15 protein-coding genes are annotated in these 17,357 nt (G+C 75.6%); 8 read left to right on the top strand and 7 right to left on the bottom strand.

The features are described from left to right. The first annotated feature begins 167 nt into the window (after positions 1-167). Positions 168-1,193 (top strand): LacI family DNA-binding transcriptional regulator, encoded by a 1,026-nt coding sequence (locus ACFW1A_RS14540; protein ID WP_380408797.1) that lies wholly within the window; start codon positions 168-170, stop codon positions 1,191-1,193. A 17-nt stretch (positions 1,194-1,210) separates the two neighbouring features. Here the strand turns inward: ACFW1A_RS14540 and ACFW1A_RS14545 are convergent, their stop codons facing one another. Then, positions 1,211-2,254: a LacI family DNA-binding transcriptional regulator gene (locus ACFW1A_RS14545; protein WP_380408799.1), complete on the bottom strand. Its 1,044-nt coding sequence runs from the start codon at positions 2,252-2,254 to the stop codon at positions 1,211-1,213. Between the two features lie 313 nt (positions 2,255-2,567). Here ACFW1A_RS14545 and ACFW1A_RS14550 point away from each other — a divergent pair, with 313 nt between their 5' ends. Both ACFW1A_RS14550 and ACFW1A_RS14555 read left to right on the top strand, forming a co-directional pair. After that, the gene (locus tag ACFW1A_RS14550; protein WP_380408801.1) at positions 2,568-4,220 is read left to right on the top strand and encodes a cellulose binding domain-containing protein; all 1,653 of its coding nucleotides are present in this window, start codon (positions 2,568-2,570) and stop codon (positions 4,218-4,220) included. Between the two features lie 187 nt (positions 4,221-4,407). After that, positions 4,408-6,810, top strand: coding sequence for a glycoside hydrolase family 2 protein (locus tag ACFW1A_RS14555; protein WP_380408803.1), 2,403 nt, complete (start codon positions 4,408-4,410; stop codon positions 6,808-6,810). Positions 6,811-6,896: 86 nt separating this feature from the next. Here the strand turns inward: ACFW1A_RS14555 and ACFW1A_RS14560 are convergent, their stop codons facing one another. Further along, positions 6,897-7,862, bottom strand: a complete 966-nt coding sequence (locus ACFW1A_RS14560; RefSeq protein ID WP_380408805.1) for a rhomboid family intramembrane serine protease — start codon at positions 7,860-7,862, stop codon at positions 6,897-6,899. 166 nt (positions 7,863-8,028) lie between these two features. On the opposite strand from ACFW1A_RS14560, the gene ACFW1A_RS14565 reads away from it, so the two are divergent. From ACFW1A_RS14565 to ACFW1A_RS14575, 3 genes are all read left to right on the top strand, one after another. Further along, positions 8,029-9,747 carry an RNA ligase family protein gene (locus ACFW1A_RS14565; RefSeq protein ID WP_380408807.1) on the top strand — a complete coding sequence of 573 codons (1,719 nt, stop codon included), beginning with the start codon at positions 8,029-8,031 and terminating at the stop codon, positions 9,745-9,747. Then, the gene (locus ACFW1A_RS14570; protein WP_380408809.1) at positions 9,747-12,491 is read left to right on the top strand and encodes a poly(A) polymerase; all 2,745 of its coding nucleotides are present in this window, start codon (positions 9,747-9,749) and stop codon (positions 12,489-12,491) included. The genes ACFW1A_RS14565 and ACFW1A_RS14570 overlap by 1 nt, the downstream gene beginning before the upstream one ends. 106 nt (positions 12,492-12,597) lie before the next feature. Continuing rightward, complete coding sequence (locus ACFW1A_RS14575) at positions 12,598-13,002, top strand: VOC family protein (protein WP_380408811.1); 405 nt, start codon at positions 12,598-12,600, stop codon at positions 13,000-13,002. Positions 13,003-13,009: 7 nt separating this feature from the next. Here ACFW1A_RS14575 and ACFW1A_RS14580 read toward each other — a convergent pair whose 3' ends face one another. Then, positions 13,010-13,762, bottom strand: a complete 753-nt coding sequence (locus tag ACFW1A_RS14580; protein ID WP_380408813.1) for an N-acetyltransferase — start codon at positions 13,760-13,762, stop codon at positions 13,010-13,012. A gap of 125 nt (positions 13,763-13,887) precedes the next feature. Here ACFW1A_RS14580 and ACFW1A_RS14585 point away from each other — a divergent pair, with 125 nt between their 5' ends. After that, positions 13,888-14,562, top strand: a complete 675-nt coding sequence (locus ACFW1A_RS14585) for a hypothetical protein (RefSeq protein WP_380408815.1) — start codon at positions 13,888-13,890, stop codon at positions 14,560-14,562. 37 nt (positions 14,563-14,599) lie between these two features. On the opposite strand, the gene ACFW1A_RS14590 is transcribed toward ACFW1A_RS14585, so the two are convergent. Both ACFW1A_RS14590 and ACFW1A_RS14595 read right to left on the bottom strand, forming a co-directional pair. Continuing rightward, positions 14,600-15,043: an SRPBCC domain-containing protein gene (locus ACFW1A_RS14590; RefSeq protein ID WP_380408817.1), complete on the bottom strand. Its 444-nt coding sequence runs from the start codon at positions 15,041-15,043 to the stop codon at positions 14,600-14,602. Further along, positions 15,040-15,363 carry an ArsR/SmtB family transcription factor gene (locus tag ACFW1A_RS14595; protein WP_380408819.1) on the bottom strand — a complete coding sequence of 108 codons (324 nt, stop codon included), beginning with the start codon at positions 15,361-15,363 and terminating at the stop codon, positions 15,040-15,042. Before ACFW1A_RS14595 ends, ACFW1A_RS14590 begins: the two co-directional genes overlap by 4 nt. Positions 15,364-15,460: 97 nt before the next feature. Here ACFW1A_RS14595 and ACFW1A_RS14600 point away from each other — a divergent pair, with 97 nt between their 5' ends. Beyond that, positions 15,461-16,009, top strand: coding sequence for a TIGR03086 family metal-binding protein (locus ACFW1A_RS14600; RefSeq protein WP_380408820.1), 549 nt, complete (start codon positions 15,461-15,463; stop codon positions 16,007-16,009). Here the strand turns inward: ACFW1A_RS14600 and ACFW1A_RS14605 are convergent. After that, the gene (locus tag ACFW1A_RS14605) at positions 15,919-16,716 is read right to left on the bottom strand and encodes a hypothetical protein (RefSeq protein WP_380408822.1); all 798 of its coding nucleotides are present in this window, start codon (positions 16,714-16,716) and stop codon (positions 15,919-15,921) included. The two genes, ACFW1A_RS14600 and ACFW1A_RS14605, sit on opposite strands and share 91 nt — an antisense overlap. After that, a complete protein-coding gene (locus ACFW1A_RS14610; protein ID WP_380408824.1) occupies positions 16,713-17,288 on the bottom strand; it encodes a GNAT family N-acetyltransferase in 576 nt (191 codons plus the stop codon). The genes ACFW1A_RS14605 and ACFW1A_RS14610 overlap by 4 nt, the downstream gene beginning before the upstream one ends. Positions 17,289-17,357 lie beyond the last annotated feature (69 nt).

Consider the following 17,357-nt stretch of genomic DNA (forward strand, 5'->3'; position numbering starts at 1 on the left):
TAGGTCATGAGGTGATTTCGGGCGCCCCCGTAGCCGCCGGAGTCGCGGCCCTCCCGGCGCCCGGGGGGGGCCCCGCCGCCCGGGGCCGCGGCCGACCTGACAGGATGGGTCCCGCCGACCGCACCCCGCGCGGCCCGGCGCCGACCCACCCCAGGGAGCTCAGCAGCATGGAACGCCGGGTGACGATCCGCGACGTGGCCGCCCGCGCCGACGTCTCCGCCGGCGCCGTCTCACTCGCGCTCAACGGCCGCCCCGGCGTCTCCGAGCAGACCCGGGCCCGGATCGTGGCAGCCGCCCGGGAGCTCGGTTGGTCCCCCAGCTCGGCGGCCCGCTCGCTGGCCGGCGGACCCCGGCTGCACACCGTCGGCCTCGCGCTCACGCCGGACACCGCCGCGGCCGGGCTGGACGCGGTGCTGATGGCGCTGATCGGCGGCATCGAGAGCGTGCTGGCCGAGCGCCCGTGCGCGCTGCTGCTGCACGTCGCCCCGGACCGGGCCGCGGAGACCGCGCTGTACCGGCAGTGGTGGCAGTCCGGCCGGGTCAACGGCACGGTCCTGCTCGGGCTGACCGCCGACGACCCGCGGATCGACGCCGTGCACCACCTGGGCATGCCGGCCGTCGCGGTGGCCCACCCCTCGCTCAGCGGCCCGTTCCCGGCCGTCTGGAGCGACGACGCCGCAGCCGTCGCCGAGGCGGTGCGCTACCTCGCGGTGCTCGGCCACCGGCGGATCGCGCACGTCTCCGGGCCCGCGGCGCTGGGCCGCACCATCCTGCGCCGGGAGTCCTTCGCGGCGACCGCGGCCGAGCTGGGCCTGGACCTGGCCCGCAGCCTGCCCACCGACCTGTCCGCCGCCGCCGGCGCCCGGGCCACCCACGAGCTGCTGGCCGCCCCGGACCGCCCCACCGCGATCGTCTACGACAACGACCTGATGGCGGTGGCCGGCGGCGGGGCCGCCGCGGACCTGGGCCTGCGGGTGCCGGCCGACGTGTCGCTGGTCGCCTGGGACGACTCCGACCTGTGCCGGATCACCCGGCCGGCCCTCTCCGCGCTCAGCCACGACCCGTTCGCCTTCGGCGCCGAGGTGGCGCACTGCCTGCTCGAACTGCTGGACATCGGCCGGGCCGCCTCGCGCAGCGGCGGCGCACCGGTCCTGGTCCCGCGCGGCACCACCGGCCCGCCCCGTCGGACCTGACCCGCCCCGACCCGCCGTCAGGAGCCCACGGCCACCGCGGTGCTGCCCCGGACCACCAGCTGCGGCGCCGAGTCCTGGTAACCGCCCGTCTGCTGACCACCGATCAGGGCGAGCAGGGTGCGCGCCGCGTGCGCGCCGTAGGCGTGGATGTCGCGGGTCAGTGCGGTCAGCGGCGGGCGGACCACCTGGACCAGCGGGGAGTCGTCCCAGGCCACCAGCGAGAGGTCGCGCGGCACCTCCAGGCCCATCTCCTGGGCGACCGAGAGTCCGGCCACCGCGGTGATGTCGTTGTCGTACAGGATCGCGGTGGGCCGTTCGGCGGCCAGCAGCAGCCGGCGGGTGGCCCGGGCGCCCTCCTCGCCGGTGTAGTCGGTGTGCACCACCGGCGGTGAGGCGATGCCCAGTTCGGCACCCACCTCGGCGAAGGCCGCGTCGCGCAGCGCGGTGTGCACCAGTCCGGGCAGGCCGGCCACCCGGCCGATCCGCCGGTGGCCGAGCGCCGCGAGGTACTCCAGGGTCTCGCGCACCGCCGCCGCGTCGTCCGACCAGACCGGGGTCAGCCGGCCCGAGCCGGACGGGTGGCCGATCACCACGGTGGGCAGCCCGGTCTCCTCCAGGGCCGGCACCCGCGGGTCGTCGATCCGCAGGTCGACCAGGATCGCGCCGTCGATGTGCCGCTCGCCCCACCAGCGGCGGTACGCCTCCAGCCCGCGCTCCTGATCGGCGACCACCTGCAGCGCCAGCGAGTAGGAGGCCTCGGAGAGCACGCTCTCGATGCCGCCGATCAGCTCCATGAAGAACGGCTCGGTGCCCAGCATCCGGGCGGGCCGGCACAGCGCCAGGCCGACGGCCGCCGCCCGGGCCCCGCTCAGCGCCCGGGCGGCGCTGTTGCGGACGAACCCGAGCTCCTCGGCGACGGCCAGGATCCGCGCCCGGGTCGTCTCGGAGACCCCGGGCTGGCCGTTCAGCGCGTTGGAGACGGAGACCTTGGAGACGCCGACGATCTTGGCGATGTCGGCGATGGTCGGCCGCCGGGCGGGCGCACTCTGCTGCTGGGACACCTGATCCACTCCGACCTTCCTGAACCGGTTAGGCGCACTTTCTGCACCTTCAAGCTACTACGCGCCCGGCCCGGCGGGATCACTGCCCTGCCAGCAGATGGCGACCCGGCGCCGGAACCCTTGACGGGCCTGCGGCCGCCGCCCTACCGTCAGAGTCAGCTTAACCGGTTAATCCACGGTTCGGCTTTCCTGCCTGCCGCCGCGCCCTCACGGCCACCGGGCCCTGCACCGCCCCCGACCGCGCCAGGCCCACCGTCGCCGCGCCTCGGGGTCCTCCACCCATCCACCCTGCCAAGGGACGAAAGGGACGCGCGTGCACCACCAACCCCACACCCCCACCCGGCGCTCCTGGCCACTGGCCCTGCTGCTCGCCACCGTTCTCGCCTTCGCCGGCCTGACCCTGGGCCGGCCCGCCACCGCGGCGGCCGACACCGCGGGCGACTTCGCCACCCGCTGCGGCATCCACTTCTGCCTGGGCGGCAAGACCTACTACTTCGCCGGCACCAACACCTACGACCTGTTCACCTACGGCAGCAGCTCGGGCGACACCGAGACGCAGTTCATGGACAAGGCCCGGATCGACGCCCAGTTCGCCAACCTGCAGAGCGACAAGGTGAACGTGGTCCGGCTCTGGATGTTCAACCACCAGAGCTGGCACGGCTTCGAGACGGCCAAGGGCGTCTACGACGAGCAGGAGTTCGCCCAGTTCGACTACATCATCCAGTCGGCCAAGGCGCACGGCATCCGACTGGTCCCGGTCTTCGAGAACTACTGGGAGGCCTACGGCGGCATCGACACCCGGCTGCAGTGGGAGGGCCTGAGCGGCGGCCAGCCCGGCCGGGCCGCCTTCTTCGACCGGACCCGCTGCCCGGGCTGCTTCACCTCGTACCAGAACTACGTGAGCTACGCGCTCAACCGGGTCAACCACTACAGCGGCGTCAAGTACAAGGACGACCCGACCATCTTCGCCTGGGACCTGATGAACGAGCCGCGCTACCAGGACCAGAGCGCGGCGGAGAACGTCAACGGCACCACGCTGCGCGCCTGGGTGGACACCATGGGCGCCTTCGTCAAGGGCATCGACCCCAACCACCTGCTGGGCATCGGCCTGGAGGGGCACGGCACCAAGTACGGCTTCGGCGGCGACGAGGGCAACCCGTTCGTCTACGTGCAGCAGTCGCCCTACCTGGACTACACCTCCGCGCACCCGTACCCGACCGAGTCCTGGGCCAACCTGACGGTCGACCAGACCAAGACGCTGATCCGGTCCTGGATCAGCGACTCCCACAACGTGGTCGGCAAGCCGTTCTTCATGGGCGAGTTCAACGTGGCCAACGTGGACCGCTCGGCCTGGTGGAGCCAGATCTACCCGGACTTCGTGGCGGCGGACGGCGACGGCAGCGCCTTCTGGTGGTACCAGGACCACAACGTCGACTCCACCTACGGGGTGATGGCCGGCGCACCCGAACTCGCCGTGTTCCGGGCGCACTCGGACCAGATGGCGGCGAAGAGCGGGATCACCACGGGAACGCCGACGCCGACCCCCACGCCGACGCCCACGCCCACGCCGACGCCGAGCCCCACTCCGACGCCGTCCCCCACTCCGACGCCGTCCCCCACCCCGACCCCCACGCCCACGGCCGGCCCCTGCTCCGTCCACTACGGCCTGTCCGACTGGGGCACCACGTTCAACGGTGACGTGACCGTCAAGAACACCGGCAGCAGCACGGTCGACGGCTGGCAGCTGGTCTTCAGCTTCCCGGCCGCCCAGACCGTCACCCAGATCTGGAACGCCGGCTACACCCAGTCCGGCCGCCAGGTCACCGCCACCAACCCGGCGACGTACAACACCACCATCGCCCCTGGCGCCACCGTGAACTTCGGCTTCAGCGGCACCTCCTCCCCCGGCACCAACGGCGTGCCGACCGCCTTCACCCTGAACGGCTCGGCCTGCAGCACGTACTGAGCCTGCGGCCACCGGCTCCGGCGCACGCAGGTGCGCCGGAGCCCTCGCCTAACCGATAAAGCCAAAGCCTATACATGTGTCGGCTAAAGCCATGCTCATCATCACCTAACCGTTTTATGGACAGCGCTTCGCGCAGCGATTACCGTGACACCCGCCCCACCCCGCCAGGCGACAGGAGAGCCGCACCATGAAGCACCGCACACCGCTCGACCACGGCTGGCAGTTGCACCACGAGGGCGCCCTGCTGCCCGCCGAGGTCCCGGGCTGTGTCCACACCGACCTGCTCGCCGCCGGCCTGATCCCCGACCCGTACCTGGACCGCAACGAGGAGCTGGTCGCCTGGGTCGCCCGCCGCGACTGGACCTACCGCACCGACCTGCCGGCCGCCGGAGCCGCGCACGAGCGCACCGACCTGGTCTTCGAGGGGCTGGACACCGCCGCCACGATCACCCTGGCCGGCACCGAACTCGGCCGCACCGCCAACATGCACCGCAGCCACCGGTTCGACGTCACCGGCCGCGACGGCGAGTTGGCGGTCCGCTTCACCGACCCGTACCGGGCCGCCGAGGAGGTCCGCGCGGTCACCGGCGACCGGCCCAACGTCTACCCCGAGCCGTTCCAGTACCTGCGCAAGATGGCCAGCAGCTTCGGCTGGGACTGGGGCCCGACCCTGCCCACCTCCGGCATCTGGCGCCCGGTCCGCCTGGAGCACTGGTCCACCGCCCGGCTGGCCGAGGTGCGCCCGCTGGTCACCGTGGTCGGGGGCGAGGGCCGGGTCGAACTCCGCCTGACCGTCGAGCGCACCGCCACCGGGGCCGACCGGCCGCTGACCGCCCGCGCCTCCGTCTGCGGGGTCACCGCGGAGACCGCCCTGGACGGCGACAGCGCCGTACTCACCCTGCGGGTGCCCGATCCCGCGCTCTGGTGGCCGCGCGGCCGCGGCGACCAGCCGCTGCACCGGCTCGATGTCGAACTGCACGGTCCTGACGGCCTGTTGGACGAGTGGGAGCGCCGGATCGGCTTCCGCACGGTGGAGCTGGACCGCTCGCCGGACGAGCACGGCACCGGCTTCACCCTGGTGGTCAACGGCGAGCGGCTGTTCGTCCGGGGCGTCAACTGGATCCCCGACGACACCCTCGTCACCCGGGTCACGCCCGAGCGGTACCGGACCCGGCTGACCCAGGCCGCCGCGGCCAACGTGGACCTGATCCGGGTCTGGGGCGGCGGCATCTACGAGGACGAGGCCTTCTACCGGGCCTGCGACGAACTGGGCCTGCTGGTCTGGCAGGACTTCCTGTTCGCCTGCGCCGCCTACCCGGAGGAGCAGCCGCTGCGCGCCGAGGTCGAGGCCGAGGCGCGGGAGAACGTGGTCCGGCTGATGCCGCACCCCTCCCTGGTGCTGTGGAACGGCAACAACGAGAACCTCTGGGGCTTCCGGGACTGGGACTGGGCGCCCGAACTGGGCAGCGACTCCTGGGGCGAGGGCTACTACCTCGGGGTACTGCCGCGGATCGTCGCCGAGACCGACCCGACCCGCCCGTACGCGGCCGGCAGCCCGTGGTCCGGCTCCTGGGACCACCACCCCAACGACCCGGACCACGGCACCCACCACTCCTGGGAGGTGTGGAACCGGCAGGACCACGCCGAGTACCGGGCCAGTGTGCCGCGGTTCGTCGCGGAGTTCGGCTGGCAGGCGCCGCCCGCGCTGGCCACCCTGCGCCGCGCGCTGCCCGGCGAGGAGTTGGCCGCCGACTCGCCCGGCATGCTGCACCACCAGAAGGCCGAGGACGGCAACGGCAAGCTGGACCGCGGCGTGGCCCGGCACTTCGAACCGCCCGCCGACTTCGACCGCTGGCACTACCTGACCCAGCTGGTCCAGGCGCGGGCCGTCGCCGCCGGGGTGGAGCACTGGCGCGCCCACTGGCCGCGCTGCGCCGGCACCGTGGTGTGGCAGCTCAACGACTGCTGGCCGGTCTCCTCCTGGGCCGCGATCGACGGGGACGGCCGGCTCAAGCCGCTCTACCACGAGCTGCGCCGCCTCTACGCCGACCGGCTGGTCACCCTGCAGCCGGCCGGCCCGGTCGGCGAGCCGGTCCTGGCGCTGGTCAACCAGTCGGCCCAGCCCTGGCGTTCGACGGTGCGGCTGCGCCGGCTGGACGCCGGGGGCCGACTGCTGGCGGCGGCCGAGCTGTCCGTCGAGGTGGCGCCGCGGTCCGTGGCGCGACCGCCGGTCCCCGCGCAGCTGGGGCTGCCGGCCGGGACGGTGAAGGAGTTCCTGGTGGCCGACGCGGACGGCCTGCGGGCCACCCACTTCCCCGTCACCGATCGCGAGTTCGCATATCCGCGCCCGGAGTTCGAGGTGGCCGTCGAGCCGGTCGCACCGGCCGCGGCCGGTGCGCTGGACGTGCTGGTCACCGCCGGCACCCTGGTGCGCGACCTGCTGCTGCAGCCCGACCGGCTGGCCCCCACCGCCTCGGCGGAGCTGGGCCGGGTCACCCTGCTGCCGGGCGAGCAGGTCAGGATCCGGGTGACCGGCTGCCCGGTCCCGGTGACCGCGGCGGACGCGCGGGCGGCGCTGTTCTGCGTGTAGCGGCGCCGTCGGTCCGGGTGCGGCGCCGTCGTCCTGCGTCCGGCGACGCCGCACGGTCCGGGGTGGCGGCGGTCCCGCTCAGCCGGTCAGTTCCACGGCCGGACGGTCGCCAGCTCCGCGTTCTTCGCCAGCCAGAGCACCACCAGCAGGGCCAGCACCGCCACCGAGCCGAGCACCTGCACCGCCGTCCGGCCCTTGCGCGGGGCGAAGGCCATCGCCGCGCCCACCGCCGAGCCGGCCAGCAGTCCGCCCAGGTGGCCCTGCCAGGAGGTGATGCCGGCCGAGACCACCAGCCACACCAGCGAGTAGACCAACTGCCGGGCACCGCCCAGCGGGTCGTAGCTGGACCGCCGCGTCATCACGAAGTAGGCGCCGACCAGCCCGAAGATCGCCCCCGAGGCGCCGAGCGCCGGCTCGCCCGGCGCCAACTGGTAGGCCAGCACCGAACCGCCCAGCGCCGCCAGCAGGTAGACGGTGAGGTAGCGGACCCTGCCCAGCTGGTACTCGACCACCCGGCCGAAGATCCACAGCGAGTACATGTTGAAGAGGATGTGGGTGATCCCGAACTGCCCGCTGGTGGGCGGCAGGTGCAGGAAGGCCGAGGTGAACAGCCGGTACCACTCGCCGTGCGCGATGCCCACCAGGTGGAAGCCCGCGGGCAGCCGGTCGCCCACCAGGCCGTGCACCACGTACAGCTTGCCGTCCGGACCCATCACCCCCTGGCCGAGGTTGTCGAACCGGTCCACCAGCCGGGGCGCGACCAACTCGGCCACGTAGGCCAGCACGTTGAGCCCGATCAGCACGTAGGTGACGATCGGGGTGGCCCGCGGGCGCCCGCCGAAGACGGTGCGCTTCTGCCGCACCTCCTGCTGCGCACCGCGCACGCACTCCGGGCACTGGTGGCCCACCGGCGCGTCCAGCATGCAGGCCGGACAGATGTACCGCTCGCACCGGTTGCAGCGGATGTGGGTCTCCCGGTCGGGGTGCCGGTAGCACGCCGGGGACGCCGGGAGCGGCCCGTCGGTCGCGGGTGGGGCGGGCGTGGCGGTCATGGGGAGCGGATCTCCGTCCGGGCCTGGTGGGGGAAGTGTGCAGACGCGGCGAACAAGATAGCGAAGACCCCCGACGGCGTGCGCCCGGGTCGGGTAAACCGGTGGCCCGGGACCCCGCGCGCTCCGTAGCCTGGGCAGCCGTCCAACGAACCCCGGGAGTCCCGCCATGCGCGTGTCCTATCCGCGCACGCCGCACCTGCCGTGGTCCCCCGGCATCGGTGCGGACGACGTCCGCGCCGCCTCGCTCGACGCGCTGCGCGGGCACGAGGTGGTGGTCACCGAGAAGCTCGACGGCGAGAACACCACCCTCTACCGCGACGGCCTGCATGCCCGCTCGCTCGACTCCGGCCACCACCCGTCCCGGGCCTGGGTGAAGGGTCTGCAGGGCCGGATCGGGCCCGGGATCCCGGTGGGCTGGCGGGTCTGCGGCGAGAACCTGCACGCCCGGCACTCGCTGGCCTACCGGGAGTTGGACAGCTGGTTCTACGGCTTCTCGGTCTGGGACGACCGGGACCGCTGCCTGGACTGGGACCTGACGGTCCACCGGCTCGCCGAGCTGGGCGTGCCGGCCCCGCCCGTGCTGTGGCGCGGCGTCTTCGACGAACGGGCGCTGCGCGCCCTGCGGTTGGACACCGAGCGGCAGGAGGGCTACGTGGTCCGCACCGTCGCGGGCTTCCCGCGCGCCGAGTTCGGGCAGCGGGTGGCCAAGTGGGTGCGGCCCCGGCACGTGCGGACCGACACCCACTGGATGTACGCGCCGGTGGTGGAGAACGGCCTCGGCCCGGCCGCGCCGCTCTGGGCGGTCCGCTCCGGCGCCGCACCGGACGGCCCGGGGCTCGCCGCGGCGGTCGGGCTCGACGGCGAGGTCTCCGGGGCCCGCCCGGCCGAGGTCGCCGACCGGCTGGACGCCCTCGGCCGCACCGGCGGGCACCGCCTGGCCGGCGTGCTGGCCGTACTGCTGCACGGGCACCACCGGGCGGCGCTGGCCGCCGCCCTGGTCGGCCCGCTCGGTCTGCCGACCGCCCGCCGGGTCGCCGACCTGGTCGGCCTGCACCCGCACCTGACCCGCGAGCACCCCGACGAGCACCGCCGCGCCGGCCTGGTCCGGCTCGCCGCGGCCGCCGACCTCGGCGTGCTGCACGCGGTGGCCGCCACCCTCGCCGCCGACCAGGCCGCCCGCACCCAGGTCGACTGGTCCGCGCTGCACGCCGAGGAGGCCGAACTGCTCGGCCCCGCCCCGCTGTCCGCGCTGCGCACCGGGCTGCGCGAGCGGCTGGCCGACCTGGACCCGGAGGCGGCGGACCGGATCTGGGCCGAGGCCCGGGACTCCTTCGCGGCCGGCCGGATCGGCACGGCCGAGGAGGCGGTCGCGGCCGGCTGGCGGTACCGCGGCGGGCAGTTCCCGCGCCTGGTCCAGCTGGTCGGCCCGTCCGGCAGCGGCAAGAGCGCCTTCGCCGCCGGCCTGCCGACCGACTGGACCCGGATCAGCCTGGACGACCTGCGCGGCCGCCGCGGCGACCGCGCCGACCAGCGCGACAACGCCGAGGTGCTGCGCGCCGGCCTGGCCCGGCTGGACGAGGAGCTGCGGCCGGGCCGCACCGTGGTCTGGGACGCCACCTCGCTCAACCCGCACCAGCGCGGCGTGGTCGGCGCCGTCGCGGCCCGGCGCGACGCACTGGTCACCCACGCCGTGCTGCTGGTCGGCGAGGCCGAGCTGCGCCGGCGCAACGCGGTCCGCCCGCACCCCGTCCCGGACCAGGTGCTCACCGCCCAGCTGCACCGCTTCCAACCGCCCTACCCCGGCCAGGCGCACCGCACCTGGTACCCGGGGCCGGACGGCACCCTCGGCGACACCGCCGGCACCATCGACGCCAAGGACCCCTGATGCGCACCAGTGAGCAGATCTACCACCGGGTGCGCTGGGACCCGCAGTTCGACCCGGCCCGGTTCGTCCTCGGGGTGGCCCGCCGGGACGCCGCGCCGAAGCGGATCCCGCTGCCCGCCTTCGTGCCCGGCGGGGACATCCCCTGGCACCGGGTGCTGTTCGTGGAGGCGGACGGCGAACTGCTGTGGGACCGGGCCACCGGGCTGGACGTCGTCGACGCGTCGGCGGCCGGCCGGGTCCGCGAGCCGCGTCGGCTGCGCCCCCCGTTCTTCACCGCCCGCACCCCGCACGCCTGGGACGGCACCGGCTGGCGGCCCGCCGCGCCGCCGACCGGCACGGCGGACCTGCCCGATCGGCTGCGGGTGGTCACCTGGAACACCCTCTGGGACCGCTACGACAGCGACCGGATCGACACCGCCCGGCGCCGCCCGCTGCTGGTGGCCGCGCTGGCCGCCGCCGACGCGGACGTCATCGCGCTCCAGGAGGTGGAGCCCGCCCTGGTCGAGCTGCTGCTGGCCGCCGACTGGGTGCGCGCCGGCTACACCCTGGGCACCGCGCCGCGCGCGGCCGAGATCGGGGCCTGCGGCCTGCTGCTGCTCAGCCGGCTGCCGGTGCGCGAGGCCGGCCACCACGAGCTGGGCCCGCACAAGGCGCTGGTCGCGCTCACCGTGGCGGGCGCCACCGGCCCGGTCACGGTGGCCGCCACCCACCTGACCAGCGACCACAGCGCCCGCGGCGCGGACCGGCGCGAGCGCGAACTGGCCCGGATCGCCGAGGGGCTGGCGGGCGTCGAGGGCGAGCTGCTGCTGCTCGGCGACTTCAACGACTCCACCACCACCCCGGTGGAGCGGCTCGGCCTGCTGGACACCTGGTCCCAGCTGCACGGACCGGGCGACGCCACCCCCACCTTCGACCCGGCGGCCAACCCGCTGGCCGCCGTCTCCTCGCTCTCCGGCCGCCCGGGCCGGCTGGACCGGGTGCTGCTGCGGGCCGGTGCGCTGCGCCCGCGACGGGCCGAGCTGCTCGGCGCGACGCCCTCGCCGGACGGCCTCTTCGTGTCCGACCATTACGGTGTGGCGGCGGAACTGGGCTACGGCGGGGCCGAGCCGGGCGCGGCGCTGGACGTCGGGCCGTCGGCCCGCACGGCGGTGGCCTGGCTGCCGCCGGACGAGCTGTGGCCGGCGGTCCAGGAGGTCCGGCTGGCCCACGACCCGCAGCTGCGCCGCTGGCCGCCGCACGTCAACGTGCTCTTCGGGTTCGTGCCCGAGCACGCCTTCGAGCAGGCCGCGCCGCTGCTGGCGCAGGCGCTCGCCGAGGTCGCGCCGTTCCGCACCGAACTGGCGGGCGTGCGCAGCTTCCGGCACCGCTCGGACTCCACCCTCTGGTGGGACCCGGCCGCCGGGGGCGGCGCGGGCGACTGGGCCGCACTGTACGGCGCGCTGCTGGCCCGCTTCCCGCGCTGCCGCGGGCGGGCCGAGGGGTTCACCCCGCACCTGTCGCTCGGGCGGTCGGCGGCCCCGAAGCAGCTGGCCGCGGAGCTCGCCGCCCGGCTGGGGTCGAGCCCGGCCCGGGTCGGGGAGCTGGTGCTGCTCTCCCGGCGCGGGGACGAACCGATGCGGGTGCGGGCGGTGCTGGAGCTGGGCACCGGGTCGGTGCGCTGGACCGAGGACGCCCCGGCGGTGGCGCCGGCGGCCGCCGAGGAGCTCGACCTCGACCCGCTGCGCGAGCTGCTGCCGGGTGTCCGGGTGGTGGGCTCGCGGCGGATGGGCTGCGCGCCGGCCGGCGCGGACCTGGACCTGGTGGCCGAACTGACCGCGACGGACGCCCCCGCGCTGGTCGAGCAGCGGTTGGCGGCGGCGGTCGGCCCGGTGCGCCGGGTGGTGGGCGCCCGGGTCCCCGGCCTGCGCTGGCGGCAGGACGGGGTGGCGGTGGACCTGGTGCTGGTGCCGGCCGATGCGACCGCGGCCGACCGGGCCGTCGCGCTGAGCGCCGTCACCGACGCACAGGCCGTGTCGGCCTCGGTCGGCGACGCGGCGGACCGGTTCGCCTGGCTGGCCCGGCGGGTGAAGGCCTGGGCGCGGGCGCGCGGACTGGACGCGGCGCCGTTCGGCACGCTGCCCGGCCTGGCCTGGGCCGTACTGGCCGCGCGGACGGTCCGGGCCCACCCCGGGGCGGCGGGCGACGAGCTGGCGCGGCAGTTCTTCGGCGACTGGGCGGCCTGGGACTGGGACCGGGCGGTCCGCCTCGACGGCGCCGACGAGCCGTCGGCCGCACCGCTGACCGTGCTGACGCCGACCCACCCCGTGCGCAGCTGCACCGAGCAGGTGTCGGCGGCCGGGGCCGAGCTGGTGGTCCAGGAGCTCTACCGGGCCTGGGAGGTGCTGGAGACCGCGGCGGACCCGTGGCCGCTGCTGCTCGCCCCGCCGCCGCTGCACCGGCGGCACGCCGGATGGCTGGTGGTGGACCTGCCGGCCGCGGACGAGGAGCTGCTCGGGCGGGTCCGCGGACGGCTGCGCGCCCTGCTGACGGCGCTCGCCGGGGCCGGCCGCCCGGACACGCACGCCTGGCCGCGCCCGTTCGGCGCCGGACCGGGCACGCTGCGGTTCGCGATCGGGCTGGGCGCGCGGGTGCCGCAGGACGGGGAGGCGCAGGAGCTGGCGGCCGTGGGCGAGCGGTGGGCCCGGGGGCTGCCGGGGGTGGCGGTCGCGATGCTGGACGGGGCCGCGGTGCCTACGCCCCGGTGACCGGGACCTCCGGCGGAGGACCGCCCCGACCGCAGTCCGATCCGGTGGCGGTCCGGGCTTCCTAGGCTGATCACCAGTCAGCCGATCGACACCACCGGAGCTCCTCGTGCCCCTCACCGCCCGGACCCCGCTGCGCATCGCCCGCCCCACCGCCGACCTCGCCGCCGCCGAGCGGTTCTGGGTGGCCGGCCTGGGCCTCGCCGAGCTCTGGCGCCACCGGGGCACCGGTGCGGTCGGCGACCACTCACTGCTGATGGCGGGCCTGCCCGGCGCGGCCTGGCACCTGGAGCTGGTGCACGATCCCGAGCAGGCCGCCGCCGCCCGGCCCGGCCCGGAGGACCTGCTGGTCCTCTACCTGGGCGAGCCGGCCCCCGCCGAGCTGCTGGCCCGTCTCACCGAGCACGGCGGCACCGTGGTGCCGGCCCGCAACCCGTACTGGGACGCCTGGGGCACCACCGTGCGGGACCCGGACGGCCACCTGCTGGTCCTCTCCTCCCGCGACTGGGGCTGACGACCGGTCAGAGCCGGTGCCGCAGCCAGACGTTGGGCTCCACGTAGACCGCCTGGTCCCGCTCCGGGTCGCAGCGCACCGGTGCCAGCGCCCCCGGGACCAGCACCTCGCCGCTCGCGTCGAAGGGCAGCCCGGTCCAGGCCCGCCACTCGGCCAGCGACCCCGCGACGGTCATCGCGACCGGGCAGACCCGCTCGATCACCGCGCCCGCGCGCACGTGCACCCGCAGCCACGGATCCTCCGGCAGTCCGTCCGCCTCCCGCACCCGGGCCGCGTACTCCGGCATCGGGGTGCCCGGCTCCAGGTGCTTGGCGCTGGGCCGCACCGGCGCGACCAGCTCGGTGAAGCCGTGCGCCGCGGCGTTGGCCCGCATCGCCGCCACCAGTCGGGTGGACAGGCCGGTCCCCTGCCGGTCCGGCCGTATCGCGATCTCCAGCGCGGTGACGGTGTCCGGCCGGTCGCCGCGGATCCGGTCGTGCAGCGCCCAGAGCACCACCTGGTCCCACCCCCGGTCCGGGAGGGTGCCCCGCCGCGGGGTCCCCAGCAGGAACGGCACGCTCAGCCCGCGGGCCACCAGCTGTCCCGCCGGATCGGTGGCGACCAGGGTGAACTCCGGGAACTCGTCGACCAGTCGGCCCAGCGTGGCGTGCGCCACCAAGTCCTGCAGCATGAAGGCCGGCCAGCTGTCCGGCATCTCCCAGAGCAGCGGACGCAGGTCGGGGCGGTCGGCCAGGGTGGTCACGGTGAGGTCGTCGTCCATGCCGGGAACCCTACGGGGGGCGGGTACCGTCGGGCACCGGGTGTGCCGCCGGGCACCGGGTGTGCCGCCGGGCAACCGGTGCGGGCCCGCCCGCGTCTCACCGGACAACGACCACGGGGGGAACCATGACCAGCGATGCCACGCCCGCGCCACCGGCCCTGCCGCCGTGTCCCGGCTGCGGACTGACCGACCGGCTGGTCAGCGTGCCCGCCGCCTACCTGGCCGGGCAGCAGCAGGTCGTCGAACAGGTCCCCGCGACCGACGACTCGGCCGCCCGCACCCGGACCCGCACCGTCACCAGTGCGCTCGCCGAGGCGCTCGCCCCGGTGCCGCGCCGGCCCCCGGACCACCTGCCGTTCCTGGGCGCCCTGCTGCTCTTCGCCACCGGCGCCCTGCTGATCGCGGGCGCGGTCGTGGGCGACTGGTTCACCAGCGCGATGGACTGCCCCACCTACGCCGTCCCGTCCTACGGCACCGTGCACGTCGTGGCGCCGCCGTGCCACGACCCGTCCGCACAGTGGCTCGGCCTGCTCGCCGTGCTCGCCCTGATCGGCGCCGTGCTCTGCTTCGTCGGCTCCGCCCGGCGCACCCGCCGCTGGCGGACCGCGCTGGCCGGCCGACCGGAGGCCGAGCGCCTCTGGTCGACGGCCTGGTACTGCGGGCGCTGCGGCGCGGTGCACTTCCCGGGCACCCCGGCCGCGCCGTCCCGGCCGGTGGACCTGCCGGAGTTCCGCCGCCGGGTCTGGACGGCCGGCGGCTACGGCCACCTGGCGGCGGACGGGGCGGGGCCGACCCCCTGACGGCCCCGACGGGGCCCGGCGGCGGCGCGGACGGGCCTCAGGCCCCGTCCCGCCACGCGTCCGCCCCCGGGTCACCGCCCTCGGCGCCCACCACCAGGCGGTCCAGGTAGTGGATCCAGCCCTCGAAGTGCGGCGCGCGGGCCTCGTGCGGCAGGTCGCGGTGGACGAAGGTGAGCACGGTGCCCTCGCCGTCCGGGGCCAGCGTCACCTCGATCGTGCTGGCACCGGGCGGCACCCCCATGTCGCCGCCCTCCCAGCCCCAGGTGAAGACCACCCGGTGGTACGGGTCCACCGCCAGGAACGCACCGGCGGCCCAGTGGTCGGCGTTGACGTTGGTCCGGTACGCGCCGCCCGGGACGAAGGAGAACTCGCCGTCCCGGCCCATCCAGGAGAGCCACTTCTCGCGGTCGGTGAAGAAGGAGAACACCGTCTCCGGCCGGGCGGCGATCCGCCGCTCCAGCACCACCTGATCGGTCGTCATCCGCCGGTCCCCTTCGATCCCTCGGCCCGCTCGGCGGCCTCCGCCAGCTCGGCCAGCACGTCCAGCTTCTGCGCCCACATCGACTGCAGGTAGGCCGCCAGCGGTCCCAGCGCCTCCCGGTCGGCCCGGTAGTACCGCTTCCGCCCCTCCTGGCGCAGCGTGACCAGGCCGGCCTCGCGCAGCACCTTCAGGTGCTGGGAGACCGCGCCGAAGGTGACCTCGAACCGCTCCGCGATGTCACCCGCGCACAGCTCGTCCTCCCAGACCAGCCGCAGGATCTCGCGCCGGCGGGGTTCCGCTATCGCTTGGACCGCTTCCATGACGGACATTTTAGTCGGGGCTTCAGCTTGCGGGGCCACCGGTCGTTATTTTAGTCTCGACTTAAGCAATCGCCCCACGAGTCCCGAGGACCCCGCCATGCAGACCGCCATGACCGAACTCGCCGCCCTGTTCGCCCGCACGGCCGCCGCCGTCCCGGCCGACCGGCTCACCGCCGGCACCCCGTGCGAGCGGTTCACCGTCGCCGAGCTGCTCACCCACCTCGGCAGCGTGCTGCCCGACTCCGCCCGCGCGGCCGCCAAGCTCCCCCGCACCGGGGCGCCGGGCGCCGTCACCGAGCCCGCCGCGGTGGCCGCCAGCGCCGAGCGCGCGGCCGAGGCCTGGCTGCGCCCGGACGCGATGACCGGTGACACCGACTTCGGCCCGGGCGTCATCCCCGCGAGCATCGCCGCCGCCGTCACCCTCCAGGAGCTCGGCCTGCACGGCTGGGACCTCGCCCGGGCCACCGGCCAGCCCTTCGAGGTCAGCGAGCAGGCGGGCACCGAGCTGCTCGGCGCCGTCGAGCGGATCGCCGATCAGGCCCGCGCCAACGGCGGCTACGGCCCGGCGCTCACCGCCCCCGCCGGTGCCGGCGCCTTCGACCGCGCGCTCGCGCTCAGCGGCCGCGCCCCCGACTGGCGCGGCTGATCAGGCCCGCCCGCTGCCGGGGGCGGTCCGGTGGCCGGCCCACCGGTTCGCCCCCGGCGCTCCGCCGGACCGGCCCATTCCCAGTCCGGGCAGTACGCGAAGTGCATCTCCCGGGCGTTGCCGAGGACGCCGTCGTTGGAGTGGAGCTCCGCGCAGACGTGCGGGTGGCCCGACCCGGCCGGCGCCCGACCGGGCCCGCGGCGGGCGAGGTCGGGGAAGTGGTGCGCGGTCTCCCGGAACAGCTTCGCGCTGCCGGTCAGGAAGAGCGTCTCCGCGTGCAGGTGCTGGTGGAACAGGTCGCGGTTCTCCCGGTGGTGCCGCGCCGCGTGGTCGACCGCCGCTGGCTCCGGCGGCTGCGGCAGCGACAGGGTCCGCGGCCGGCCCGGTCCGAGCCGACCGCGCAGCTCCTTCCACCGCGAGGGCGCGAACTGCAGCGAGTGGTGCAGCAGCACCAGGTCCAGCGGACGCGCACCGTCCTCCCCCACCACCCCGTTGCCGCGGATCGGCAGGTGCACCAGCGCCCGCGGCGAGCGGGCGGCCAGCAGCCACAGGGCCCCGATCCGCTCCGCCGCCTCCTGGTCGAGGCAGGCGTCGAGGTACCGGTCCCGGTCGAGCAGCACGGCACGCTCCAGCGGCCGCGCGGGCCGGACGACGGTGAACCCGACCGGTCCGAGCCGCGCCTGGTGGAGGGTGACGGGGAGGTTCACCGCGCGGCCACGGTACGTCGGGCCGGGCGGCCCCGGCCCGACGCCGACGGCCGCTCGCCGAACCACTGCTGGGCGCCCCAGGCCTGGAACCGCTCCACCTCGACGAAGCCCAGCTTCGCCGCCAGCCGCATCGAGCGGGCGTTGGCGGTCTGGGTGGCCAGCACCACCGGTTCGTCGGGGAGCGCGCCGTCGAGCCAGTCGAGCGCCGCCGCGCACCCCTCGGCGGCGTACCCGTGCCCCCACGCCTGCGGCAGGAACAGGTAGCCGAGCTCGATCTTCCCGGGCGCCCGCTCGACCTGCCCCGCCCGCCGGTACAGCATGACCGTGCCGATCAGCGCCCCGGCCCGCTCGACGACGAAGAGCCCGGGGCGCCGTTCGGGCGCCCCGGGCACGTCGCGCTCGACCTGGTCACGCGCCTTCGGGCCGCCGAGGTAGGTCCCCACTTCCGGCGACACCAGCAGCTCGACGTAGCGCGCGCGGTCCCCTGCCTCGGGCTCGCGCAGCACCAGCCGCTCCGTCCTGATCGGGGCGGGCGGCCACGGGGCGGGGTACACGGCGGTCTCGTCCGGCATCGGGCGGCTCCTGGTCCTCGGGGTGGTACGGCTCCTGACGTCGCCACAGGTCGGGACGCACCCGAACGA

It is taken from the genome of Kitasatospora sp. NPDC058965 (assembly GCF_042741245.1).
Taxonomy (GTDB): Bacteria; Actinomycetota; Actinomycetes; order Streptomycetales; family Streptomycetaceae; genus Kitasatospora.

What these genes read in the sequence shown, in the direction of transcription:
- ACFW1A_RS14610 (WP_380408824.1), bottom strand. Translation starts at nt 17,288, where the DNA reads ATGCCGGACGAGACCGCCGTGTACCCCGCCCCGTGGCCGCCCGCCCCG.
- ACFW1A_RS14595 (WP_380408819.1), bottom strand. Translation starts at nt 15,363, where the DNA reads ATGGAAGCGGTCCAAGCGATAGCGGAACCCCGCCGGCGCGAGATCCTG.
- ACFW1A_RS14565 (WP_380408807.1), top strand. Translation starts at nt 8,029, where the DNA reads ATGCGCGTGTCCTATCCGCGCACGCCGCACCTGCCGTGGTCCCCCGGC.
- ACFW1A_RS14585 (WP_380408815.1), top strand. Translation starts at nt 13,888, where the DNA reads ATGACCAGCGATGCCACGCCCGCGCCACCGGCCCTGCCGCCGTGTCCC.
- ACFW1A_RS14560 (WP_380408805.1), bottom strand. Translation starts at nt 7,862, where the DNA reads ATGACCGCCACGCCCGCCCCACCCGCGACCGACGGGCCGCTCCCGGCG.
- ACFW1A_RS14590 (WP_380408817.1), bottom strand. Translation starts at nt 15,043, where the DNA reads ATGACGACCGATCAGGTGGTGCTGGAGCGGCGGATCGCCGCCCGGCCG.
- ACFW1A_RS14570 (WP_380408809.1), top strand. Translation starts at nt 9,747, where the DNA reads ATGCGCACCAGTGAGCAGATCTACCACCGGGTGCGCTGGGACCCGCAG.
- ACFW1A_RS14600 (WP_380408820.1), top strand. Translation starts at nt 15,461, where the DNA reads ATGCAGACCGCCATGACCGAACTCGCCGCCCTGTTCGCCCGCACGGCC.
- ACFW1A_RS14580 (WP_380408813.1), bottom strand. Translation starts at nt 13,762, where the DNA reads ATGGACGACGACCTCACCGTGACCACCCTGGCCGACCGCCCCGACCTG.
- ACFW1A_RS14555 (WP_380408803.1), top strand. Translation starts at nt 4,408, where the DNA reads ATGAAGCACCGCACACCGCTCGACCACGGCTGGCAGTTGCACCACGAG.
- ACFW1A_RS14540 (WP_380408797.1), top strand. Translation starts at nt 168, where the DNA reads ATGGAACGCCGGGTGACGATCCGCGACGTGGCCGCCCGCGCCGACGTC.